Source organism: Flavobacterium sp., from assembly GCF_044361065.1.
In the GTDB taxonomy this organism is placed as follows: Bacteria; Bacteroidota; Bacteroidia; order Flavobacteriales; family Flavobacteriaceae; genus Flavobacterium.
Window position 1 is genome coordinate 1 of the sequence record NZ_JBIKJI010000012.1, and the last position, 25,833, is coordinate 25,833.

Annotated in this window: 21 protein-coding genes; 13 read left to right on the forward strand and 8 right to left on the reverse strand. The window is 31.5% G+C overall.

From position 1 onward, the window contains the following. Positions 1-97 precede the first annotated feature (97 nt). The 4 genes from pyrF (at position 98) to ACIQ11_RS01605 (ending at position 6,356) form a co-directional block, all read left to right on the forward strand. Positions 98-916 carry an orotidine-5'-phosphate decarboxylase gene (gene pyrF, locus ACIQ11_RS01590; RefSeq protein ID WP_396152173.1) on the forward strand — a complete coding sequence of 273 codons (819 nt, stop codon included), beginning with the start codon at positions 98-100 and terminating at the stop codon, positions 914-916. A 61-nt stretch (positions 917-977) separates the two neighbouring features. Further along, a complete protein-coding gene (locus ACIQ11_RS01595; protein ID WP_396152175.1) occupies positions 978-1,808 on the forward strand; it encodes an ABC transporter substrate-binding protein in 831 nt (276 codons plus the stop codon). Between the two features lies 1 nt (position 1,809). After that, complete coding sequence (locus ACIQ11_RS01600) at positions 1,810-2,589, forward strand: alpha/beta fold hydrolase (RefSeq protein WP_396149903.1); 780 nt, start codon at positions 1,810-1,812, stop codon at positions 2,587-2,589. Between the two features lie 341 nt (positions 2,590-2,930). After that, positions 2,931-6,356, forward strand: coding sequence for a methylmalonyl-CoA mutase family protein (locus ACIQ11_RS01605; protein WP_396152177.1), 3,426 nt, complete (start codon positions 2,931-2,933; stop codon positions 6,354-6,356). A gap of 73 nt (positions 6,357-6,429) precedes the next feature. Here ACIQ11_RS01605 and ACIQ11_RS01610 read toward each other — a convergent pair whose 3' ends face one another. The 5 genes from ACIQ11_RS01610 to glyA all read right to left on the reverse strand — a co-directional run bounded on the left by ACIQ11_RS01610 (position 6,430) and on the right by glyA (position 12,044). Then, positions 6,430-6,807 (reverse strand): hypothetical protein, encoded by a 378-nt coding sequence (locus ACIQ11_RS01610; protein WP_396152179.1) that lies wholly within the window; start codon positions 6,805-6,807, stop codon positions 6,430-6,432. A 7-nt stretch (positions 6,808-6,814) separates the two neighbouring features. Then, on the reverse strand, positions 6,815-7,684 hold the full coding sequence (locus tag ACIQ11_RS01615) for a cation diffusion facilitator family transporter (protein WP_396152181.1): 870 nt from the start codon (positions 7,682-7,684) through the stop codon (positions 6,815-6,817). Positions 7,685-7,697: 13 nt separating this feature from the next. Then, positions 7,698-9,920 carry a M20/M25/M40 family metallo-hydrolase gene (locus ACIQ11_RS01620; RefSeq protein WP_396152183.1) on the reverse strand — a complete coding sequence of 741 codons (2,223 nt, stop codon included), beginning with the start codon at positions 9,918-9,920 and terminating at the stop codon, positions 7,698-7,700. A gap of 77 nt (positions 9,921-9,997) precedes the next feature. Continuing rightward, positions 9,998-10,585 (reverse strand): tRNA-(ms[2]io[6]A)-hydroxylase, encoded by a 588-nt coding sequence (locus ACIQ11_RS01625; RefSeq protein WP_396152213.1) that lies wholly within the window; start codon positions 10,583-10,585, stop codon positions 9,998-10,000. Between the two features lie 184 nt (positions 10,586-10,769). Then, positions 10,770-12,044, reverse strand: a complete 1,275-nt coding sequence (glyA, locus tag ACIQ11_RS01630; protein ID WP_396152185.1) for a serine hydroxymethyltransferase — start codon at positions 12,042-12,044, stop codon at positions 10,770-10,772. A 110-nt stretch (positions 12,045-12,154) separates the two neighbouring features. On the opposite strand from glyA, the gene fahA reads away from it, so the two are divergent. Together fahA and ACIQ11_RS01640 are read left to right on the forward strand one after the other, a co-directional pair. Further along, entirely contained in the window at positions 12,155-13,441 is a 1,287-nt protein-coding gene (gene fahA / locus ACIQ11_RS01635; RefSeq protein ID WP_396152187.1) for a fumarylacetoacetase, read from the forward strand. A 40-nt stretch (positions 13,442-13,481) separates the two neighbouring features. Then, complete coding sequence (locus ACIQ11_RS01640) at positions 13,482-14,663, forward strand: hypothetical protein (RefSeq protein ID WP_396152189.1); 1,182 nt, start codon at positions 13,482-13,484, stop codon at positions 14,661-14,663. Positions 14,664-14,718: 55 nt separating this feature from the next. On the opposite strand, the gene ytxJ is transcribed toward ACIQ11_RS01640, so the two are convergent. Further along, positions 14,719-15,117 (reverse strand): bacillithiol system redox-active protein YtxJ, encoded by a 399-nt coding sequence (gene ytxJ, locus ACIQ11_RS01645; protein ID WP_396152191.1) that lies wholly within the window; start codon positions 15,115-15,117, stop codon positions 14,719-14,721. Between the two features lie 161 nt (positions 15,118-15,278). Here ytxJ and clpB point away from each other — a divergent pair, with 161 nt between their 5' ends. From clpB to ACIQ11_RS01665, 4 genes are all read left to right on the forward strand, one after another. After that, positions 15,279-17,870 (forward strand): ATP-dependent chaperone ClpB, encoded by a 2,592-nt coding sequence (clpB, locus tag ACIQ11_RS01650; protein ID WP_396152193.1) that lies wholly within the window; start codon positions 15,279-15,281, stop codon positions 17,868-17,870. A gap of 115 nt (positions 17,871-17,985) precedes the next feature. After that, positions 17,986-18,780, forward strand: a complete 795-nt coding sequence (locus ACIQ11_RS01655; RefSeq protein ID WP_396152195.1) for a sulfite exporter TauE/SafE family protein — start codon at positions 17,986-17,988, stop codon at positions 18,778-18,780. A gap of 30 nt (positions 18,781-18,810) precedes the next feature. Next, positions 18,811-20,385, forward strand: coding sequence for a S41 family peptidase (locus ACIQ11_RS01660; RefSeq protein WP_396152197.1), 1,575 nt, complete (start codon positions 18,811-18,813; stop codon positions 20,383-20,385). A gap of 172 nt (positions 20,386-20,557) precedes the next feature. Next, positions 20,558-21,409: an aldose 1-epimerase family protein gene (locus ACIQ11_RS01665; RefSeq protein WP_396152199.1), complete on the forward strand. Its 852-nt coding sequence runs from the start codon at positions 20,558-20,560 to the stop codon at positions 21,407-21,409. Between the two features lie 3 nt (positions 21,410-21,412). Here ACIQ11_RS01665 and ACIQ11_RS01670 read toward each other — a convergent pair whose 3' ends face one another. Further along, on the reverse strand, positions 21,413-21,871 hold the full coding sequence (locus ACIQ11_RS01670; RefSeq protein WP_396152201.1) for an RNA methyltransferase: 459 nt from the start codon (positions 21,869-21,871) through the stop codon (positions 21,413-21,415). Between the two features lie 53 nt (positions 21,872-21,924). Beyond that, positions 21,925-22,602, reverse strand: a complete 678-nt coding sequence (locus ACIQ11_RS01675; RefSeq protein WP_396152203.1) for a Crp/Fnr family transcriptional regulator — start codon at positions 22,600-22,602, stop codon at positions 21,925-21,927. 109 nt (positions 22,603-22,711) lie between these two features. Between ACIQ11_RS01675 and ACIQ11_RS01680 the strand changes: the two genes are divergently transcribed. The 3 genes from ACIQ11_RS01680 to ACIQ11_RS01690 all read left to right on the forward strand — a co-directional run. Further along, positions 22,712-25,099, forward strand: coding sequence for a heavy metal translocating P-type ATPase (locus tag ACIQ11_RS01680; protein WP_396152215.1), 2,388 nt, complete (start codon positions 22,712-22,714; stop codon positions 25,097-25,099). An 88-nt stretch (positions 25,100-25,187) separates the two neighbouring features. Further along, positions 25,188-25,349 carry a cbb3-type cytochrome oxidase assembly protein CcoS gene (gene ccoS, locus ACIQ11_RS01685; RefSeq protein WP_396152207.1) on the forward strand — a complete coding sequence of 54 codons (162 nt, stop codon included), beginning with the start codon at positions 25,188-25,190 and terminating at the stop codon, positions 25,347-25,349. A 9-nt stretch (positions 25,350-25,358) separates the two neighbouring features. Then, a partial coding sequence (locus ACIQ11_RS01690; RefSeq protein ID WP_396152210.1) for a cbb3-type cytochrome c oxidase subunit I occupies positions 25,359-25,833 on the forward strand: 475 nt, incomplete at its 3' end.

Genomic DNA, 25,833 nt, shown 5'->3' on the forward strand with positions numbered 1-25,833 from the left:
ATTATGCATTTTGTTTCATTTTTATAACAAAACATATTGCAGGTTTGTTACTTCTCAATTAAATTATTTATACTTTTGTAATCATAAAACAAACAAAATGACTACTTCACAACTTATTGAGCAAATTCGTCTAAAAAAATCATTTTTATGTATTGGTTTAGATGTTGATTTGACTAAAATCCCAGCACATTTATTAACAACAGAGGATCCAATTTTCGAATTTAATAAAGCGATCATTGATGCTACGCACGATGTATGTGTTTCGTACAAACCAAATACGGCTTTTTATGAAGCTTATGGTATCAAAGGTTGGCAAGCTTTACAGAAAACAATCGATTATATAAACAATAACTATCCCGATATTTTCACAATTGCCGATGCAAAAAGAGGTGATATAGGAAATACATCAACAATGTTTGCTAAAGCTTTTTTTGAAGATTTAAATTTTGATTCGGTTACTGTTGCGCCTTATATGGGAAAAGATTCTGTAGAACCTTTTTTGGCTTTTGAAAACAAACATACCATTATGTTAGCTTTAACGTCAAACGAAGGTGCTTTCGATTTTCAAACGTTAGATACAAATGGGCAAGAATTATATAAAACAGTTTTAGAAACGTCTAAAAATTGGAAAAACAGTCAAAATTTAATGTATGTTGTAGGGGCTACAAAAGCAGAATATTTTACAGAAATTAGAAAAATTGTACCAAATAGTTTCTTGTTAGTTCCAGGAGTTGGTGCTCAAGGCGGAAGTTTAGCCGAAGTTTGTAAATACGGAATGAATGAAAACGTTGGCTTATTAATCAATTCTTCAAGAGGTATAATTTACGCGTCAAACGGAACTGATTTTGCTGAAAAGGCAAGGGAAGAAGCGTTGAAGTTGCAACTAGAAATGGAGCAAATTTTGAGTAAAAAGTAAAAAAGTTTTCTTTACAAATCAAAACCCTTTACCTAATACCTTAAATCCTTCACCATTAAAAATGAAACAATTCACAGACCAACTTGGCACCATTCACACTTTTGAAAATACTCCAAAGAGAATTATTTCTTTAGTGCCTTCACAAACCGAATTATTATACGATTTAGGTTTGGAAGATGAAATTGTTGGTATTACGAAGTTTTGTGTACATCCGCTTCATTTTAAATTTACTAAAGAAATTATTGGCGGTACGAAAACCATCAAATTCGATAAAATAAAAGCCTTACAACCCGATATAATTATTGCCAATAAAGAAGAAAACACCAAAGAAATTGTAGAGCAATTAAGAACTATTTGTCCAGTTTGGGTGACAGATATCGTTACGATTGCCGACAATAATAAAATGATTGAAGATTTCGGAAATCTGTTTAATAAAAGAACCAATGCACAAAAGTGGATTGATAAAATTAACTTCGGATATCAAAAAATTCAAACTCTTGTGGCTTCAAAATTTGAAGAAAATGCGAAACAAAAAGTAGCGTATTTTATTTGGGCTAACCCATATATGGTTGCTGCTGGCGATACGTTTATTAATGAGATGCTAAAACTTAACGGATTAGAAAATATTTATGATACTAATCCAAAATATGAAGGACGATATCCTGAAGTGGTTATTAATAAAATGCGAATTCAAGGTGATCCTGATTTTGTTTTTTTATCTTCCGAACCTTTTCCTTTTACAGATGAACATGCATTCGAATTAGGCAGACATACGCACCACGCAAAAACTATTTTTGTTGATAGTGAAATGTTTTCTTGGTATGGAAGCCGTTTAGTTAAAGCGTTTGATTATTTCACTTTGTTGCAAGAAAAGCTTTACATTTACAAATAAAATGATAGCTTATACCACATACGAAAATAAAAACACGACTGAATGGGTAACGTTTGTTCATGGCGCAGGTGGTAGTTCTTCTATTTGGTTTAAACAGATAAAAGAATTTAAAGCGCATTTTAATGTTTTATTATTAGATCTTCGTGGTCATGGCAATTCCAAAGAGAAAATTACTAAAAAATATACATTTAAAGCCATCGCTAATGATGTTTTAGAAGTTCTCAATCATTTAAATATTCAAAAATCACACTTCATAGGAATTTCTTTAGGAACAATCGTAATCCGACAATTTGCAGAAATGTACGAAAACAGAGTACAGAGTATGATTATGGGCGGCGCTATTTTGAAAATGAATTTTCGTTCACAAATTTTAATGCGATTAGGCAATATGTTTAAATATGTTTTGCCCTATTTGGTTTTGTATCGTTTTTTTGCGTTTGTAATTATGCCAAATAAAAACCACAAGCAATCTCGATTATTATTCATCAATGAAGCAAAAAAACTTTATCAAAAAGAATTTATAAAATGGTTTAAGCTAACAGCTGAGATTAACCCAATTTTAAAATGGTTTCGTCAAGTGGAATTAGCAGTTCCTACTCTTTATGTAATGGGAAACGAAGATTACATGTTTTTACCTTCTGTTAGAAAAGTAGTGGAGAGTCACTACAAAACCTCAAAATTACTCGTTTTAGAAAACTGCGGTCATGTGGTGAACGTAGAAAAATGGGAATTATTTAATTCGGAAGTAATTCAATATATAAAAAATCAAAATAAGGTATAAAAAAAAACAACTGAAACCTGAATTTCAGTTGTTTCTTAACTAAAAACTAACCTTAAAAAACTATTTATTATTTCGCAAATATCAGAATTTTAGCTAGTTAATACTGTTAAGATTTTGTTATACTTATTGTTGAACATGTTAAATTTCAAAAATAGTTACTTTAATCAAATCGAATTTAAAGATTTATATTAGTTCTAATTTTTGATTTTAGATACTCCACATTTTATAATTTCAAATAACACATTATTTTTAAATTTTTATTGATTTTTTACACCTATAAATTAGAAATAAAAATTATTAAATTCGTAAATTGCACCCTTAAAATCGATTAATATTTAAAAATGGAACCACAAATACCTTATATTCCTGTTAATAAAGTAAGAATTGTAACCGCAGCGTCACTTTTTGACGGACACGATGCAGCCATTAACATAATGCGAAGAATTATCCAAGCGACAGGTGTAGAGGTTATCCATCTTGGACATGATAGAAGTGTTGAAGAAGTTGTCAATACTGCCATTCAAGAAGATGCGAATGCGATTGCAATGACATCATATCAAGGTGGACATAACGAGTATTTTAAATACATGTTCGATTTACTTAATGAAAAAGGAGCTGGTCATATCAAAATATTTGGCGGAGGCGGAGGCGTTATCTTACCTTCAGAAATTTCAGAATTACACGAATATGGCATCGAAAGAATTTATTCTCCAGATGATGGTCGTGCTATGGGATTACAAGGTATGATTAACGATTTAGTCAAACGTTCTGATTATCCAATTGGAGATAAATTAACTGGAGAATTATCGCACATAGAAGAGAAAAACCCAACCGCTATTGCAAGATTGATTTCTGCTGCTGAGAATTTTCCAGAAATTGCAAAATCTGTTTTTGACCAAATTCACCAAAAGAATGAAACGTCCAAAATTCCTGTTTTAGGAATTACCGGTACAGGTGGCGCTGGAAAGTCATCTTTAGTAGATGAATTGGTTCGTCGTTTTTTAATCGATTTCCCAGAAAAAACTATCGGATTAATTTCGGTTGATCCATCAAAACGTAAAACAGGCGGCGCTTTATTAGGCGATAGAATTCGAATGAATGCCATTAACAATTCAAGAGTTTATATGCGTTCGTTGGCAACCCGTCAATCCAATTTAGCCTTGTCAAAATATGTGGCTGAAGCTATTGAAGTATTGAAAGCGGCTAAATACGATATCATAATTTTAGAAACGTCTGGAATTGGACAATCGGATACAGAAATTATGGATCATTCTGATGTTTCGTTATACGTAATGACACCTGAATTTGGAGCTGCAACGCAATTGGAAAAAATCGATATGTTGGATTTTGCTGATTTAGTAGCGCTGAATAAATTCGACAAACGCGGTGCTTTAGATGCGATTCGTGATGTAAAAAAACAATACCAACGCAATCATAATTTATGGGATGTAGATACCAATACTATGCCTATTTTCGGAACAATTGCATCGCAGTTTAACGATCCAGGTATGAATACACTCTATAAATCTATAATGGATAAGATTGTAGAAAAAACAGGAGCTGATTTAAAATCGACCTTTGAAATTACTCGTGAAATGAGTGAGAAGATTTTCGTAATCCCACCTCATAGAACGCGTTATTTATCTGAAATTGCAGAAAATAATAGAAAATACGATGAAACGGCACTTTCTCAAGTAGAAGTAGCTCAAAAATTATACGGAATTTTCAAAACTGTGGAATCGGTTAACGGTAATTTACCACAATTAGATAAAGCAGGAATAGTTGAAGATTCTTTAAAAATCAATGCCGATAACAAAGATTTCGTTTCGTTATTGACTAAAGAATTCGACCGAGTAAAAATGAACTTAGACCCTTACAACTGGGAAATCATTTTAACTTGGGATGAAAAAGTTAATAAATACAAGAATCCTGTGTACAGTTTTAAAGTTCGAGATAAAGAAATTAAAATCGCAACACATACCGAATCGTTATCGCATTCGCAAATTCCAAAAGTAGCTTTGCCAAAATACCAAGCTTGGGGCGACATTTTAAAATGGAATTTACAAGAAAACGTTCCTGGAGAATTTCCTTTTGCGTCTGGTTTGTATCCATTTAAAAGAGAAGGTGAAGACCCAAGTAGAATGTTTGCTGGCGAAGGTGGTCCAGAACGAACCAACAAACGTTTTCATTATGTTTCTGCAGGATTGCCAGCAAAACGATTATCAACAGCTTTTGATTCGGTGACTTTGTACGGAAATGACCCTCACATTCGTCCTGATATTTATGGGAAAATTGGTAATGCCGGAGTTTCGATTTGTTGTTTAGACGATGCGAAAAAATTGTATTCTGGTTTCGATTTGAGTCATCCAATGACTTCGGTGTCTATGACGATTAATGGACCAGCGCCAATGTTGTTGGGATTCTTTATGAATGCAGCTATTGATCAAAATTGTGAAAAATACATTATTGAAAATGGTTTACAAGCTGAAGTCGAAGCTAAAATCAACGAAATTTATAAGCAAAAAGGCGTAACGCGTCCGACGTATCAAGGCGATTTGCCAGAAGGGAATAATGGTTTAGGTTTGATGCTTTTAGGCGTAACTGGTGACCAAGTTTTGCCATTAGATGTTTATAATGATATCAAAGTTAAAACGTTAGCACAAGTTCGTGGAACAGTGCAAGCGGATATTTTAAAAGAAGATCAAGCGCAAAATACCTGTATCTTCTCTACAGAATTCGCTTTACGTTTAATGGGTGATGTTCAGGAGTATTTCATCAAACAAAACGTTCGTAATTTTTATTCAGTTTCTATTTCAGGATATCACATTGCTGAAGCAGGAGCGAACCCAATTACCCAATTAGCATTTACGTTAGCCAATGGTTTCACTTATGTAGAATACTATTTGAGTCGCGGAATGAATATCAATGATTTCGGTCCGAATTTATCGTTCTTTTTCTCTAACGGAGTGGATCCAGAATATGCAGTTATTGGTCGTGTAGCTCGAAAAATTTGGGCAAAAGCCATGAAAAACAAATATGGAGCGAATGAAAGAGCACAAATGTTGAAATACCACATTCAAACTTCAGGACGTTCGTTACATGCGCAAGAAATTGATTTTAATGATATTCGTACGACACTACAAGCTTTGTATGCGATTTACGACAATTGTAATTCCTTACATACGAATGCGTATGACGAAGCCATTACTACTCCAACAGAAGAATCTGTGCGAAGAGCTATGGCAATTCAGTTGATTATTAATAAAGAATTAGGTTTGGCGAAAAACGAAAATCCAATTCAAGGTTCGTTCATTATCGAAGAATTAACCGATTTAGTAGAAGATGCCGTGTTACAAGAATTTGACCGAATTACAGAACGTGGAGGCGTATTAGGTGCAATGGAAACCATGTACCAACGCTCTAAAATTCAGGAAGAGAGTTTGTATTATGAAACTTTGAAACATACAGGTGAATTTCCGATTATTGGTGTAAATACCTTCTTAAGTTCAAAAGGATCTCCAACGGTTATTCCTGCTGAGGTTATTCGTGCAACGGAAGAAGAGAAAGCCTATCAAATTGACATGCTTAATAATCTTCAAAAATCGAATTTAGATCACGTAAATCAGCATTTGAGTAATTTACAAGATGCCGCTATTCGTAACGAAAATATTTTCGATAAATTAATGGAAGCTACAAAGGTATGTTCGTTAGGACAAATTACCAGCGCGTTGTTTGAAGTAGGAGGACAATACAGAAGAAATATGTAATTTTGATATACGATTTGAATATTAAAAATTCTTTTATATAAAAACAAAACCTTTCAGAAATTGGAAGGTTTTTTTATTCTTTAAATTTTCTATGATGTAGCATTGTTACTATTGAAACTACTATAAATGGAATCGTTGAAAGTGCGATCTTGTAGTTTAAACTAATTATTCCAATGATTAGCATAAATCCTAATAAGATGCCTAAACAAAAAATACTAATATAGGTTAATTTTTTACTTGGTTTTTTTTGGAACAAGGTAAATAGTAAGATAAATTGAGCTGCTATTGGCAAAACAATAAATGGATGAAGAACTGAAATTGGTCTTGTAAATAATTTAGAAAAAATTTCAATTTCTGCTTCAAACAAAAATAAATGATTATTTCCGCTCCATTCCAAATAACCAAAGAGTGAGAAAATGATAAGAAGAAAATTTAGTATTTTGCTTTTCATTTTTTAATTATTCATTCGGTTCAATATGAATTAATACGTGTCCTAACTCTAATATTTCACTTCTTAAGGTGTCTTTTAGTTTGTGTGCCAAATCGTGCCCTTCTTTAACTGTAATAGTTGCATCTACAATAGCGTGTAAATCAACGTGATATTTCATTCCTGCTTTTCTAATAAAACATTTCTCTGTACCGATTATCCCATCTACTTTTAACGATTCTTGACGAATATTTTCTACTAAATCATCATACCTATGTTCGTCCATAATTTCACCAAGTGCAGGTCGGAAAATCATATAGCTATTATAAAGAATAAAAAAAGAAGCTAATAAAGCCGCCCAATCATCAGCAGATTCGTATCCTTTTCCTAAAATTAAAGCAATTGAAATTCCTATGAAAGCGGCAACCGAAGTTATCGCGTCACTTCTATGGTGCCAAGCATCTGCTTTTAAAGAAGAGCTATTGGTAATTATACTTTTTTTCATTACGGTTTGAAACGAATATTCTTTCCAACAAATTATTAATCCTAAAACAATTAGTGTCCAAGATTTTGGTAAATCATGAGGCGTCCCAATATTTAATATACTTTCATAGGCAATAATTGTAGCAGAAGTAATTAAAAATCCAACTACAAGAAAAGTAATTAAAGGTTCAGCTCTTCCATGTCCATAAGGATGATTTTCATCTGCAGGTCGGTTTGAATATTTAATTCCAAATAAAACTAAAAACGAAGCAAAAATATCCGTTGTAGATTCTATAGCATCAGCAACTAATGCATAAGAATTTCCGAAAAAACCCGCCAATCCTTTAATAAGTGCTAAGCTTGTATTGCCAATAATACTAAAATAAGTGGCTTTTATGGCGGTTTGCTCGTTTGTCATTTTATAGTTTTTATTAAAACGTTACGTTTACCTTATTAGTTTTTCCGTCTCTAATAAAAATAACTTCTTTCGTTTCACCGGAGTTAATTTTAGATAAACATTCCATATAACTATAAACTTCTTTTACTTCGCAATCACCAATTTTTGTAATTATATCTCCTTCTTTAATTCCAGCTTTAATGGCTGGACGGTCTTCAGTTACGCCATCTACGTGTAAACCATCTCCATGTTCAGCATAATCAGGCATAATACCAAGTGTTACTTTGTATTTTGCCATTTTCTTTTCGCTGTTTATTTTGGTTTTGGTAAATTCTATATTTTCTTTATCGGCCAATTCATTTGCGATTCTAAAAACATAATTTACAATATTGGTTACGCCATAATAATTAATTTTTTCTTCATCATCACTTGGTTTGTGATAATCTTCATGCGTTCCTGTAAATAAAAATAGTACTGGAATATCTTTTAAGTAAAATGAAGTATGATCAGATGGTCCAATTCCACCAGTTTCTTCTGTAACTCCAAATCCAGCAGGTTTGTTACGTTGAATTAATTCTGAGAAAATAGGAGAGGTGCCTGTTCCTCCAACTACAAGACTTTTTTTGTCGTCTAATCTTCCAATCATATCCATATTAATCATTGTGATTACATTTGGATACAGTGTTTTTATCGATTCAGCCATATGCTTCGAACCAATTAAACCATCTTCTTCACCAGAAAACAGAGCAAAAATGAAATTCACTTTTTCTTTTGTGTTGTTTTTTGCATAGATACGAGCCAAATCTAACACACCAGCAACACCAGAAGCATTGTCGTCTGCACCATTATGAATCATCCCTTTTGAAAAAGGTTTGGTAGAATTATTATGTTCGTTTCTTCCTAAGTGGTCATAATGTGCCCCTATTACAATAGTTTTATTTGCGCCATTGTCCAAGTAAGCTACTACATTATTCGAATTTAATAAATCTCCTACAACTGTTGAATCTGCATGTGGATTGGTTTTGTAGCGATACGAAAAAGGTTGTAAAAATGTTTTGTTGTATGGTTGTAAACCTAATTTTTTAAATTCACTTTCAATATATTTTGCTGCTGTTTTCTCAGCTTTACTTCCTGAAAGTCTTCCCTCTAAGGCATCAGAAGCTAAATACGAAATATGTTTTTTTAAATTTTTACTATCCGCATTTTCAACGTCATCTGTTTCAACCCAATCCGCAATAAAAACATTTGTTTCACGCGCTTTATCTTGTTGGCGATTACTTGAAAATACTAATTTTTTTCCGTCAGGCGAAAATTGTGGAAACGCATTAAATTCACTTTCATAGGTAATTTGTTTCAATCCCGTACCATCGATATTAATCATATATAATTGAAAATCATATCCTTTAGTAGCGTGATGATTGGATGAAAAAATAATTTTTTTGTCCGATGGATGAAAAAATGGCGCCCAATTGGCTTTGCCTAATTTGGTGATTTGCTTTAAATCTGAGCCATCAATATTGCAAGTATAGATTTCCATATTAGTTGGCATCACTAAATTTTCTGCCAATAAGTCTTTGTATTCTTTAATATCTTTTTCTGTGTTAGGACGAGAGGAACGAAAGACTAATTTTTTACTGTCGTGTGAAAAGAAACATCCGCCATCATATCCCAAACCAAACGTAATTTGTTTTAAATTGCTTCCGTCAATGTCCATAGTATAAATTTCTAAATCACCAGAACGAATACTTGTGAAGGCTATTTTTTTTCCGTCAGGAGAAACCACCGCTTCCGCATCATAACCTGGAGAATTAGTTAATTTTTTTACAATCTCACCCGCTTTAGTTGCCATATAAATTTCAAATTCAGGATAAATGGCCCAAAGATATTTTCCGTCTTTTGGTTTTGGTGGAGCAGGACAAGCTACATTCACTTCATGCGTAGAAGCATAAATAATGTGTTTTCCATCTGGCATATAATATGAACAAGTGGTTCTTCCTTTTCCTGTAGATATTAATTTCAAATTGTTAAAATCAGTTATGGGTTGTGTCAAATCTAACGAGTAAATTTGATCGCAAGGCACACCAAATTGAGTATTGGTAACTTGCATGGTTAAGTTTTTACTATCCGGACTAAAATAAGCCTCAGCATTATCACCACCAAAAGTTAGTTTTTTAATATTTTGTAAGTTTCTTTCTTGTCCTTGAACGGTTAATGAAAGAAATAGAAACGAAAGAAATGCGTATTTATTTATTGCCATTTTATTTTATATTTTATTTATTTTTTAAGATTCTATCTGCTATCTGCTTTCGGCTTTTGACTTTTGACTTTTGAATTTTAGCCATGTACAGTAACACCTTCACCATATTTAGCTATTACACTCGCTTCGAATGCTAACCAAGCTTTCCAACGTTTTTCTACATCAATATTTTCTGCATATTTTCTGGCTAAGTTTATAAAAGTGGTATAATGAGCGGCTTCACTTTCCATTAAATCTCTATAAAACTGAGCTAATTCTTCGTCTTTTAAATTTTCAGAAAGTACTTTAAATCGTTCGCAACTTCTGGCTTCAATCATAGCTGCAAAAAGTAAACGTTCTATTAAACCACATGCTCTACTTCCGTCAGAAGATTGCTTCATAAATTTGGCTAATTCGTTTACATAATCGTCTTTTCGTTCTCTTAAAAACTCGTAACCACGTGCCTTAATAATATCATGAACCATTTGAAAATGTTGCATTTCTTCAATAGAAATCGAAGTCATTTCTGTAACCAAATCTTCTTTCTCTGCATTATTAATAATAAGCATTATGGCATTTGTGGCTGCTTTTTGTTCGCACCAAGCATGGTCACTTAAAATATCTTCTAAGTTTTCTTCTACTATATTTGCCCATCTTGGATCTGTGGGTAATTGCAATCGTAAAATGGACATGATTTTAAGGTTATGAGGTTTATAATGTTTATGAGTTTATTTGTTTAAGAGTTTAAAAGGTGTTGTGTTAAAGGTTATGAGGTTTATAATGTTTAAAAAAGTGTATTTGTTTAAAAAAGGCATTATGATTGCTACATAATACCTTTTTTATTTAGTTTACTTTTTATTTCTGTATCAATTAAAAAACAAACATGGCTCTTTCGCCCATAAGTTCGTTAACTTCTTCAGCTACTTCTTCTATTATAGCTTCATTAGTGTAATTCATTAATACTTTATCAATTAAAGCAACAACTGTTTCCATATCTTCTTCAACTAATCCACGTGTTGTAATTGCTGGTGTTCCAACACGAATTCCAGAAGTAACAAATGGAGATTTGTCATCAAATGGCACCATATTTTTATTTACAGTAATTTCAGCTTTAACCAATGCGTTTTCAGCGTCTTTACCTGAAATATTTTTGTTGCGTAAATCAATCAACATCATATGATTATCAGTTCCTCCAGAAATTAATTTATAACCTCTTTTGTTGAACGCTTCTGCCATAGCTTTTGCATTTTTTTGCATTTGTAAAGCATAACGGAAAAATTCATCTGTTAACGCTTCACCAAACGCAACTGCTTTAGCGGCAATAATATGCATTAACGGACCTCCTTGATTTCCGGGGAAAACAGACATATCTAATATATGACTCATCATTCTTATATCACCTTTTGGAGTCGTTAATCCCCAAGGGTTTTCAAAATCTTTTCCCATCATAATTAATCCACCACGAGGACCACGTAAAGTCTTATGTGTAGTTGTTGTTACTATATGACAGTGAGGAATTGGATCATTTAACAAGCCTTTTGCAATCAATCCAGAAGGATGTGAAATATCAGCTAATAATAATGCTCCAACTGAATCTGCAATTTCACGGAAACGTTTAAAATCCATATCACGAGAATAAGCAGACGCTCCTGCAATAATCATTTTAGGTTGTTCCTTAGTTGCAATTTCTTGAATTTTATCGTAATTTAATAATCCAGTTTCTTCTTCTACACCATAAAAACTTGCGGTATATAATTTACCTGAAAAATTTACGGGAGATCCATGCGTTAAATGCCCACCGTGGGCCAAATCGAATCCTAAAATTTTATCTCCTGGTTTTAAACATGCTGCAAAAACAGCTGTATTTGCCTGCGAACCAGAATGTGGTTGTACATTAGCATATTCAGCTCCAAATAATTCTTTTACTCGATCAATAGCAACTTGTTCTACAATATCTACTACTTCACAACCTCCATAGTATCTTTTTCCAGGATATCCTTCTGCGTATTTATTGGTTAAACATGAACCAGCAGCTTCCATTACCTGGTCGCTCACAAAGTTTTCTGAAGCAATTAATTCAATTCCATGAATTTGTCTGTCTTGCTCGTCTAAAATTAGGTCAAAAATAAGTTCGTCGCGTTGCATTTTTTAGTATAAATTTAAATTTTGTCAAAAATACAAAAAATGTTTGGTAAATTGAAAGGATAGTTTAATTTTGATTACTCAATTATCAACAAAAAATAGAACATAAAGATATGCCAAATTTTGCCAATGATCCAAGTAAAAACTCTTGGTTAGATGTTAAAAAAGATAGTGATTTTCCAATTCAAAACATTCCATTTGGAGTTTTTATCACTAAAGAAGATGTAGTTACAATAGGGACCAGAATTGGTGATTATGCCATTGATATGGGTGCTTTACAACAATTAGGGTATTTTGATGGCATTGAACTTACTGATGATATGTTTATGCAAGATACGCTTAACGATTTTATTTCTGACGGAAGAAAAACTTGGCGTTTAGTACGAAATAGATTATCGGATATCTTTTTAGATACCAATCCAAAATTAAGAGATAATGATTCTCATAAAAACATTGTTATTTTTAAAATAGATGATGTTGAAATGTTATTACCAGTTCAAATTGGTGATTACACCGATTTTTATTCAAGTAAAGAGCACGCTACTAATGTAGGAAAAATGTTTCGCGATCCAGAAAATGCATTATTACCAAACTGGTTGCATATTCCTGTAGGATATCACGGAAGAAGTTCTACAATTGTTCCAAGTGGAATTCCAGTTCACAGACCATACGGACAAACGTTACCAAATGGCGAAACTCAACCTGTTTTTGGACCTTCAAGATTGGTAGATTTCGAATTAGAAACTGCTTTTATTACTACGGATGCAAATTTGATGGGAGAACCTGTTTCTGTAGCAGATGCAGAAGAATGTATTTTTGGAATGGTTTTATTTAATGATTGGTCGGCAAGAGATATTCAAAAATGGGAATATGTACCATTAGGTCCATTTTTAGCAAAAAACTTTGCGTCATCCATTTCACCTTGGATCGTTACTTTAGATGCTTTACAGCCCTTTAAATGCTCATCACCTGAACAACAACCAACACCATTGCCTTATTTACAACAAACCGGTAATCATTCTTACGATATTAATTTACAAGTTGCCATCCAGCCAGAAAATGCTGTTGAAACGATAGTGTCAAACTCTAATTTTAAATATATGTATTGGACTATGAGTCAGCAATTGGCACATCATACAATCAATGGATGTAGAGTGAATTCTGGAGATATGATGGGAAGTGGTACAATTTCAGGACCAACACCAGATTCTTTCGGTTCAATGTTAGAATTGTCTTGGGGTGGACAAAATCCTATCAAAATGAATGATGGTTCGGAACGTAAATTTATTAACGATAACGACACCGTAATCATAAGAGGATATTGTCAAAATGACCAAATTAGAATTGGTTTTGGAGAAGTATCAAGCAAATTACTTCCAGCAATTGAATTGAAATTTTAAATTAAGCACGCTATTGTTTCCCAAATCTAAAAGTGTATATATGAAAAGAATTATTTTACTATTACTAACCTTGTTTCTGTTTTCCTGTGGAGTAAAAAAAACGCAGTCTATGTTAAGTAATGGCGACTATGATGGCGCTATTGAAAGAGCTTTAGATGGTTTAAGAACAAATAAAAATGCCAAAGGAAATCAAGATTATGTATATCTTTTGGAAGAAGCATTTGCCAAAGCGAAAGAACGTGATTTAAATAATTTATCATTATTGGTAAAAGAAAAAAATCCAGCAAATTTAGAGAAAATCTATAATTTGTATAACCAATTACACAATCGACAAGATAGAATAAGAGGTGTTTTGCCTTTAATGTTATTGAAAGAAAACAGAAACGCTATTTTTCCCTTTAACGATTATTCTAACGAATTAATTGCGAGTAAATCTGATTTGTCTATTTATTTATACAATAATGCAAAAAAACTACTTGCATCTAAAAATAAGTTAGTCATTCGTGAAGCGTATGATGATTTAGCTTACTTAGATAAGTTAAATCCTAACTATAAAGATGTTCTCGATTTAATGGATCAAGCGAAATTTAAAGGAACTGATTTTGTATTCGTGTCTACTAAAAACGAAACAAATATGGTTATTCCATCTCGTTTACAAGATGATTTATTGGATTTTAGTACGTACGGAATTAATGATAAATGGACAGTATATCATAATAAAAAACAAAGCGATATTTTTTATGATTTTTCATTGGTTGTAAATTTCAGAGAAATTAAAATTTCACCAGAACAAGTTAGAGAAAAACAATTTGTTAAAGAAAAACAAATTAAAGACGGAACAAAACCACTTTTAGATGACAAAGGTGTTCAAGTTAAAGATTCTGAAGGTAAACCGATGGTTGTAGATGTTATGAAAACAATTTCAGCAAGCATTTACGAATTTACCCAATTTAAATCTGTGCAAACCACTGCTAAAGTTGAATTTTACGATTTAAATACGAAACAATTAATTGATGCCTATCCGTTAACAAGTGAATTTGTTTTCAATTATATATATGCTAATTATAATGGTGATAAACGAGCTTGTGAACAAGATTATTTTCAATATTTTGACAGAAGAGCGGTGCCGTTTCCAACAAACGAACAAATGGTTTATGATTCAGGTGAAGATTTAAAAGCAAAATTGAAATCTATAATTTCAGGCAACAGATTTAGAAGATAAATAATGAATAAAAAAATCGCTTTTAAATTTTTAAAAGCGATTTTTTTATTTTAAATTAAGTAAATTGTTTCAAATCTTCCGCAGAAATACTGTCGTGTGATTCATTAAAAACAGCTTTTCCATTTCTGATCACTACTATTTGTGGTGATTGATGCACTACGTTATATCTGCTTGCAATTTCATTAGATAAATCTCTGTGATTTAACAAATCTAATAAATACCAATCAATTTTTTCTTCGGGATAATTAAACTCGGCATCAAATTGTTTTAGCGCCATTCTACTGATGCTGCATCGTCTACTGTGTTTGAAAAGGACAACCGGTTTTGTTTGAGAAATTTCATCTATTTCATCAAATTGTTCCATTTTATCTAATGTATAAAATTTGGCTGTCTCATTTACTTCTTCCTTGGAAGTGTTTGCATTTTCTTTAAATATATTTTTGAAAAAACTCATATTTGTTAATTTTTTAAGACAAATTGTCTGATTTTAATGATTTTTGGTATTATTTTAATGACATTTTGTCAATGTTTTGACTATGGAATATAAATTGACCTTGTTTAAACAAAGATACAATTACAAAAGTAAAATTAATTAGTGATTAAAAAATATATACTATGAATTTAAATAACTTAACCATAAAATCGCAAGAAGCATTACAAGTAGCGCAGCAAATTGCTACTGGATTTGGACAGCAACAGTTAGAGAATGAACATATTTTCAAGGCCATTTTAGATGTAGACACATCTGTTACACCATTTATTTTGAAAAAAGTAAATGTAAATATGGATGTATTTCAAAAAATGTTAGATCAAATCATACAAGGATTTCCTAAAGTTTCGGGTGGAGAAGTTATGTTTTCCAGAGAAGCATCTTCTACATTAAATGAAGCTACTACTTTGGCCAAAAAAATGAATGATGATTTCGTATCTCTTGAACACATCATTTTAGCCATTTTCAAATCGAAAAGTAAAGTCGCTCAACTATTAAAAGACCAAGGTGTTACCGAAAAAGATTTGATTTCTGCTATTATTGAACTTCGTAAAGGCGAACGAGTTACTTCCTCTTCAGCAGAGGAAACGTATAATGCTTTAAATAAATACGGTAAAAATTTAAATGATTTAGCTAAAAATGGAAAATTAGATCCCGTAATAGGTAGAGATGAAGAAATTAGAAGAGTTTTACAAATTTTAACTCGAAGAACAAAGAATAATCCGATGTTAGTTGGTGAGCCAGGTGTAGGTAAAACAGCAATTGCCGAAGGATTAGCACATAGAATAGTGGATGGTGATGTACCTGAAAATTTAAAAGATAAAATTGTTTATTCTTTAGATATGGGAGCCTTAATTGCTGGTGCGAAATATAAAGGCGAATTTGAAGAACGATTAAAAGCCGTTGTAAAAGAAGTAACTTCTGCGGAAGGCGACATCATACTTTTTATCGATGAAATTCATACACTTGTAGGAGCAGGAGGAGGCGATGGCGCTATGGATGCGGCAAATATATTAAAACCCGCTTTAGCTCGAGGTGAATTACGTGCTATTGGTGCTACAACTTTAGATGAATATCAAAAATATTTTGAAAAAGATAAGGCGCTTGAACGTCGTTTTCAAAAGATTATGGTTGACGAACCTGATACAGAAAGTGCCATTTCTATTTTGCGTGGAATCAAAGAAAAATATGAAACGCATCATAAAGTTAGAATCAAAGATGATGCTATTATTGCTGCTGTTGAACTTTCACAACGTTATATTACGAATCGATTTTTGCCAGATAAAGCAATAGATTTAATGGATGAAGCGGCTTCAAAATTACGTATGGAAATTAATTCAAAACCTGAAGAATTAGATGTTTTGGATAGAAAAATTATGCAATTAGAAATTGAAATTGAAGCCATAAAACGAGAAAAAGATGAATCTAAATTAAAGATTTTAAATATTGATTTATCAGAACTAAAAGAACAACGTAATGAAATTTATGCCAAATGGAAATCAGAGAAAGATGTTGTAGATGCCATTCAAGGTTATAAACAACAAATTGAAGATTTTAAAATTGAAGCAGAACGCGCGGAACGTGATGCAGAATACGGAAAAGTTGCCGAACTAAGATATGGTAAAATTGTTGAAGCTCAAAAGAAATTAGACGAGCTACAAATTGAATTGCTCGAAAATCAAAGTGAAAAATCGCTTATTAAAGAAGAAGTTACTCAAGAAGATATTGCTGAGGTTGTAGCCAAATGGACGGGAATACCAGTAACAAAAATGCTACAAAGTGAGCGTGAAAAATTGCTAAATTTAGAAGATGAATTGCACAAAAGAGTAGTAGGACAAGAGGAAGCTATTGAAGCTATTTCTGATGCGGTAAGAAGAAGTCGTGCGGGTTTACAAGATATGAAAAAACCGTTAGGTACCTTTCTTTTTTTGGGTACAACTGGAGTAGGTAAAACAGAATTAGCAAAAGCGTTAGCTGATTATTTGTTTGATGATGAAAATGCGTTGACTCGAATAGATATGAGTGAATATCAGGAACGTCATAGTGTAAGCCGTTTAGTTGGTGCGCCTCCAGGGTATGTAGGATATGATGAAGGTGGTCAATTAACCGAAGCTGTAAGACGTAAACCCTATTCGGTAATTTTATTGGATGAAATAGAAAAAGCACATCCAGATACTTTTAATATATTGTTACAAGTTTTAGATGAAGGACGATTGACTGATAATAAAGGACGTTTGGCCGATTTTAAAAATACTATTATCATAATGACATCTAATATGGGAAGTCATATTATTCAAGAGAAATTTGAAAATTTAAAAGGAAGCATTGATGCTGCTATGGAAACGGCAAAAGTTGAGGTTTTAGCATTATTAAAACAAACCGTTCGTCCTGAATTTTTAAACAGAATAGATGATATTGTGATGTTTACACCATTAACAAATGAAAATATTAAACAAATAGTTGGATTACAATTAAAATCGGTGTTTAAAATGTTAGCCTTACAACACATTTCAATGTCGGCTACAGAGGAAGCAATTTCCTATTTAGCTGTAAAAGGATACGAGCCAGAATTTGGTGCCCGACCAGTAAAAAGAGTGATTCAACGTGAAGTACTTAATAAATTATCCAAAGAAATTTTAGCAGGCAGTATCACCGTAGATAGTATTATTTTGTTAGACAGCTTTGACAATCAATTGGTGTTTAGAAATCAGGAATAATTTTAAATAAATAACATTTTTTTTCCCAATGAACTTTTCAGTTTGTTGGGATTTTTTTTTCGTTTTTATTATAATCGTATCTTTGAAAATATTATATAAGAAATTATTTATTTGAATGAACTTACTTGAACTCTTTTCACAACACGACATTTCAATACTAATATTTATGGCTATTGCCTCGCTTTTTGCGGGTTTTATTGATGCAGTTGTAGGCGGTGGCGGATTAATACAATTTCCTGCTTTTATGATTTTATTTCCAAATTCAACTGTGCCAACTGCTTTTGGAACGAATAAAATTGCTGGACTTTCAGGCACTTCAATAGCCGCGGTTCAATATGCAAACCGAGTAAAATTTAATTGGAAATTATTATTCATTACGGCTTTTAGCTCTTTTGTTTTTTCTTTTATCGGTGCCAAATTAGTAAGTAGAATTGATGTGAACATACTGAAGCCCTTTATCTTTTTTATGCTAATTGTAATTGCTATTTATACATTTAAAAAGAAAGATTTTGGTTCTTTTGCTACAAAAGTTTTATCCGATAAAAAAAAGTATTTATTTGGATTTTTATTAGGTGTTACCATTGGTTTTTATGATGGTTTTTTAGGTCCAGGAACAGGAAGTTTTTTAGTTTTAGGATTTGTAGCACTTTTAGGATTTGAATTTTTAGAAGCTTCCGCATATGCAAAAGTAATTAATTGTATTACCAATATTTCTGCCCTTTATGTGTTCCTTTCGCAAGGAAATTATATTTTAGAAATTGCAATTATTATGGCAGTTTTTAATGTTTTGGGAAGTATAATTGGTACCAGAATGGCTATTTTAAAAGGCAATCAGTTTATCCGAAAATTATTTTTATTGGTTGTAGTTCTAATGATTTTTCGTTATGGATATGATGTTTTTTTTAGTTAGATTTGTTTTTCATTATAAAACCCCAAATTTATGAAGAACATTGTAATCCTTTTCGGTACACTATTTCTATTTTCTTGTCAATCTACTAAGAAATTTAATCAGCAATTAACACAACCTATTGCTGTAGCTCAGCTTCAAAAAGACGTTGATTATTCGTATAAAAAACTCAAACAATTACATCCAAAACTGTATTGGTACATTTCAAAAGAAAAATTAGATTATAAGTTTGATAGCTTAAAAAAATCCATTCAACAACCTATGACGGGTTTGGCTTTCTATAAAGAATTGAGCCAAGTAATTAAGAATGTAGGACAAGGACATTTAAGCGTTTCACCAAGTTTACCAAAATTCACCAAAAAAGAAGCACAAGCGATTAATAAAAAAGGAAAATCACCTTTTTCACAATTTGATTTTGAATATATCGACAACAAATTAATAATTTTAAAAAATCGCTCGCGTCATACTATTTTAGCTAATACTGAAGTTGTTTCCATAAATTCTGAAAAACCATCCGATTTAATTTCATTATTTTTTAAAAGAATAGCTTCGGATGGTTATAATACAACTTTTATTAATAGATATTTAGGAAAAAATTTCGGTGCGTTTTTTAATATAGATAAAGGAAAAGTACAAGATAGTTTGCATCTACTCCTAAAACTTGAAGGTAAGGATTCTCTTTTTGTTGTGAAACGAGACACATTCGGTTCAAATTCAAATCAAAAAAAGCCGAAATTATCAAAAAAAGAAAGAAAACAGAAAGCCAAATTTAATAGTAAATACGGTTTTAATAGTGATACTAAAACATTTACAAGAGAATTAAAATTTTTGGATAAAGATAGTATTACTGCAATGATGTCAATAAAAGGGTTTTCAAATGGTAATTCACACGATTTTTACGAAGATGTTTTTAATATTTTATCTGTAGCAAATACTAAAAATTTGATTATCGATTTAAGAAACAATCCTGGCGGAAGATTGAATGAAATTGCTGATTTATATAGTTATTTAGTTTCTCAACCGTTTGTCTTTATTGACGATTACGAAGTGGTATCAAAAACCAGTTTTTTGCATATGAATTATTTTAAAGGAAGTGGTTATGTTACTAAGTTTTTTAAGATTTTAGGCGCGCCTATTTTTTATCCTTTATTTTATTTGAAAACAAGAAAAGAAGCAAGTGGTACCTATTTAAGTAATCGTCATTCTAAACAAAGTAAGCCAAAACCGAATAATTTTAAAGGAAAAATTTACGTGTTAATTAATGGTGGAAGTTTTTCTGCATCAAGTATTATTTCTTCAAATTTAAAGTCAAATCAACGTGCTTTCTTTGTTGGTGAAGAAACCGGAGGTGCTTATAATGGAACGGTTGCTGCACAAATGCCTTTGGTGCAATTGCCAAATAGTAAAGTGAATTTACGAATAGGTTTAGCTTTGGTAAGTGCCGCGGGTAAAACAAATATTGAAGGAAGAGGTATTTTTCCTGATAAAGAAATTTTGCCTACTTTAGAAGATAGAAAAAACAACATCGATCCAGAATTGAATTGGATTTTAGAGGATATTCGAAGAGAAAAAGAAGTAGAATTATTAATTAAACCCAAAAATAAATAATTACAACACAGATTATAGAAATTATTAAAATTTTAGAAATCAATAAAACCCTGCGAACTTTGCGAAAATCTTTGCGAACTTTGCGGTTAAAAAATAAAAAGATACAACACAGATTAAGGAAATTATATTAATTTTTAAAATTTTTACAATCTGTGTTTTTAAAAAATTTAAAATGATAATTACAATTACAAACGCAACTTTAACAGCAACCATAAATACACTGGGTGCCGAATTAATTTCATTAGTTAAAAACAATAAAAATTACATCTGGAATATCGATGAAACGTATTGGAATAAAACCTCACCGGTATTGTTCCCCATTGTCGGAAGATTGAAAAATGATAGTTATTCATTTAATAGTAAAACTTATCAATTGCCGCGACACGGATTTGCCAGAAATATGGAATTTACTTTCGATAAAAAAAGCGATGCTCAAGTTATTTTTGAACTCAACGAAACCGAAGAAACAAAAGCAATTTATCCTTTTAGTTTTAAATTATTAATGGCATACACATTAATGGAAAACGAATTAGTTATTGAATATTTTGTACGAAATCAATCGGATGAAGTACTTCCTTTTTCTATTGGAGCACATCCTGCCTTTGCAATATCAGATAAACTTGAAAATTATTCATTAGAATTTAATGCAGCAGATACATTTGAAACGCACCATTTAGAAAATGAAAGTTTTAATGGAAAAACAACTTTGGTTGATACAAAAAACAATGCTATTGCTTTAAATTATGCTTTATTCGAAAAAGATGCTTTGGTTTTTAAACAATTAAATTCAAATGAAGTTACTTTAAAAAATAATGACAAAGCGATTTTAAAAGTAAATTACGATCATTTTCCATATTTAGGAATTTGGACCAAACAAAATGCTCCATTTTTATGTATTGAGCCTTGGTGTGGTTTAGCAGATGGCATAAATCATAACGGAAAATTAGAAGAAAAAGAAGGAATGAATCATTTACCAGCTGGTGAAGATTTTTTACGCGCTATCCGAATTGAAATTTTAGAATAAGTATTAAATTCTGGGTTTATTCAGACCTCTGTCATATAAAATAATACTACCAGCTACAGAAACATTTAAACTTTTTTCAGATTTAAATTTTACTAAATGATGACATTTTTCCATAGCTTTTTTAGTCATTCCGTGATCTTCTGCGCCTAATAAGTATACACATCGTTGTGGATGATGAAAGGTTTCTAAATCTTCGGCAGCATCATCAAGTTCAACGCCAACTATTCTTGCGCCTTTAGGCAAGTTTTCGTAAAATGCTTCAAAAGTATCATAATGAAAATAAGGAATCGCTTTTACTGCGTTGTGTGTATCGCAAGCTTGTTTAGCATATCGTTTTCCAATGGTAAAAATAAAACTCGCACCAAAATTCTGTGCCGAACGCCAAAGCATTCCTAAGTTTTCAGGTGTTTTCCCGTTTTGTATGCCTATTCCAAAAAATTCGTTTATAAAATTATCGTTCATATTGGGATATGTAAAATAAACAGTAGATTAAAAGTCTATAATCTTTTATCTATTTAAATTAGTCTTTGTAATTCTTTTTTATTGGAAAGGGTAATTTTTTTGCCTTGTAAAGAAATCCAACCTTCTTTGTTAAATTCAGATAATAATCGAATACAACTTTCAGTAGCTGTACCAATCATTCCAGCAATTTCTTCACGAGATAATTGAATTTTTAAACTTCCATCTTCGTGAATACCAAAGTCGGATTCTAATTTAAGTAAGGTTTCTGCCAAACGTTGTTTTACTGTTTTTTGTGCCAAATTCACCATATTATCATCGGCATCTTTTAAATCGCCACAAACCGATTTCATCATATTTAATGAAAACTGATTATTTTCGTTAAAAAACTGTAATATTTCTTGTTTAGGAATAAAACAAACTTGCATTTCTTCCACAGCAACAGCACTTAAATTAGTAGATTCTTCACTAATTAACGAACGTTGTCCTAAAAGTTCCCCTTTTTTTACGAGTTTCACAATTTGATCTTTTCCGTTATCGCTAAGTTTTGATAATTTACAAATACCGTCTTTTATACAATAAATGCCATTTAAGGCATCGCCTTCGTCAAAAACTGTTTCTCCTTTTTTTACGGTGTACGACGTTTTACAATCGGCAATTTTCAATAACTCATCTTTATTTAATGCCTTAATAGCACTAAATTCTCTAACAATGCATTGTTCACATTTCCCCATAAAATCACAATTAATTGAAGTCGCTACAAATTTACAAATTGTATGACAAATATCATATTTTACTTATGAACAATATTTCACCTTTGTATCAGGTAAAATGAGCATTATTATGGACAATAAAAATTGTTTTCATTGTGGTAAGGAATATACTACAAAAGAAGAAATACAATTTGACGAAAAATCATTCTGTTGTGTGGGATGCAAAACAGTATATGAAATATTTAGTCAAAATGATTTAACTTGTTATTACGATTTTCAATCGGCTCCTGGAGCCACACCAGAAGAAATTAATGGTAAATATGATTTTTTAGATGATGAAAAAATTCAATCCAAATTATTGGAATTTCAAGAAAATACAATTTATATTGTTTCCTTATACATACCACATATTCACTGTAGTTCATGTATTTGGATTTTGGAAAATTTACAAAAACTTCAAAAGGGAATAAGTACTTCTCAGGTTAATTTTACACAAAAAAAAGTTAGAATTACCTATAATTCAGAACAAACCAATCTAAAAGACATCGTTTATTTATTGTCATCCATTGGTTATGAACCGTATATTAGTTTAGAAAATTACGAAACAGGTATCAAACAAATTGATAGAAGTTTAATTTATAAATTAGGAATTGCTTTTTTCTGTTTTGGAAATATTATGCTTTTGTCATTTCCAGAATATTTTGAAGTAGATGAATTTTGGATAAACAAATATCGAAATTTCTTCAGAACGCTAATTTTCTTTTTATCCTTACCTTCTTTTTTATATTCGGCAAGTGGTTATTACATCTCAGCTTATAAAAGTATTAAATCTAAAATGTTAAATATTGATATTCCTATTGCTTTAGGAATAATTGTAATGTTTGTGCGAAGTGTAATTGACATTACGTTCGATTATGGACAAGGTTTTTTTGATAGTTTAACAGGATTGGTTTTCTTTATGTTGTTAGGGAAATTATTTCAACAAAAAACATATGATTTTTTATCATTTGAACGCGATTTTAAATCCTACTTTCCAATTGCTGTGACGAAAATCAATCAGAATGGTGAAGAAGAACCTTGCCAAATATATGATGTAGAAAAAGGTGATAGATTAATTATCAGAAATCAAGAATTAATTCCGGTTGATGGCATATTAATTTCACCAAAAACAGCATTAGATTATAGTTTTGTTACTGGTGAAGCCATTCCAATTGAAAAAAAATCGGGCGATAAAGTTTTTGCAGGTGGTAAACAAATGGGCGGTATTATTGAAATGGAAGTGTTGTTTTCCGTTTCGCAAAGTTATTTAACGCAATTGTGGAGTAATGATGTTTTTCAAAAAAAAATAGACCAAAAACACAAATCGATTACAGATAAAGTAAGTCAGTATTTCACTCCCGCTTTGCTTATTTTGGCTTTTGGTTCCTTAATATTTTGGCTGTTTATAAATGCGTATTTAGCGTTTAATGTTTTCACCGCAGTGCTAATTGTTGCGTGTCCGTGTGCATTGGCTTTGACCGCGCCTTTTACTTTAGGGAATGTGTTACGAATTATGGGAAATCATAAATTGTATTTAAAAAATGCACAAGTGATTGAACAAATGGCAAAAGTAGATACGATTGTTTTTGATAAAACAGGAACCATAACGTCGTCTTTAAAATCAAATATAGAATATACAGGTACTGATTTATCCAATAAGGAACTTGCAAACATTAAAAGTATTGTCAGAAACTCAAATCATCCTTTAAGCAGAAAACTATATGCATTTTTACCTCAATCTGAAATAGTAGCAATTAATTCATACGAGGAAATTGTAGGAAAAGGAATGTTAGCTTCAGTTGAAAATGTTTCATACAAAATTGGTTCTCTTCACTTAATGAATTTAGAATTAAAAATTGAAAAAGATGAAAATACTAAAGTACATATTGAAATTGATTCAGAATATAAAGGCTATTTTGCCTTCAACCATCAATATAGAGAAGGGTTAAATACATTATTCAATCAGTTGGATAAAAACAACTTCAAAACTTTCGTTTTATCTGGTGATAACGATGGTGAACAAGAGTATTTGCAATCCGTTTTGCCACATAATACCACATTGGTATTCCATCAAAAACCCGAGCAAAAATTAGAATATATTCAGAAACTTCAAAACGAAGGTAAAAATGTTATGATGGTTGGAGATGGATTAAATGATGCGGGCGCTTTAGCTCAAAGTAATATTGGAATCGCACTTTCAGAAAATGTTAATGTTTTTTCACCTGCTTGCGATGGTATAATGGACGCTTCGCAATTTCAAAAATTGTTTCATTATATACAGTATTCTAAAAACGCTATGAAAACCATTTATATGAGTTTTGGCTTATCATTATTATATAATTCAGTAGGATTAGCTTTTGCTTTATCAGGTAAATTATCGCCATTATTTGCAGCTATTATTATGCCTATGAGTGCCATAACGATTGTGAGCTTTGTGACAATTTCAAGCAAATTTTACGGTAAAAATATCAAATCGTAATTCGTAAATAAAAATAAATTCAATATATGATAAATATCATATTTAGTTACATCTCGCTAATCTAAATTTGTTCAAAACTTATAGAGGTATGAGTATCATATATTTTCTTATAACCATTAGCATCTTTATAGCCATTGTGTTTTTAATCACATTCATATTAGCCGTAAAAAACGGTCAGTTTGATGATGATTACACGCCATCGGTTCGTATGCTTTTTGACGATGAATTAAAAAAAACTAAAACTAAATAAACATTAATTATGGAAATGCAACAATTTCGTTATGATAATAAAATCGTTCGTAATTTTATTTATGCATCGCTACTTTTTGGAGTAGTCGGAATGTCAGTAGGACTGCTTGTGGCTTTATTTTATCTTTTTCCTAATTTAACAGACGGTATACCGTGGTTAAGTTATGGAAGATTAAGACCATTACATACCAACGCAGTTATTTTTGCGTTTGTTGGAAATGCCGTTTTTGCAGGAGTATATTACTCTTTACAACGTTTGCTAAAAGCCAGAATGTATAGCGACTTTTTAAGTCAGGTTAACTTTTGGGGTTGGCAACTTATTATTTTAGGTGCTGCTATAACGTTACCAATGGGAATTACTACTTCAAAAGAATATGCCGAATTAGAATGGCCATTTGATATAGCAATTGCCTTAGTTTGGGTAGCGTTTGGTATTAATATGATTGGAACTATTATTAAGCGAAGAGAGCGCCATATTTATGTAG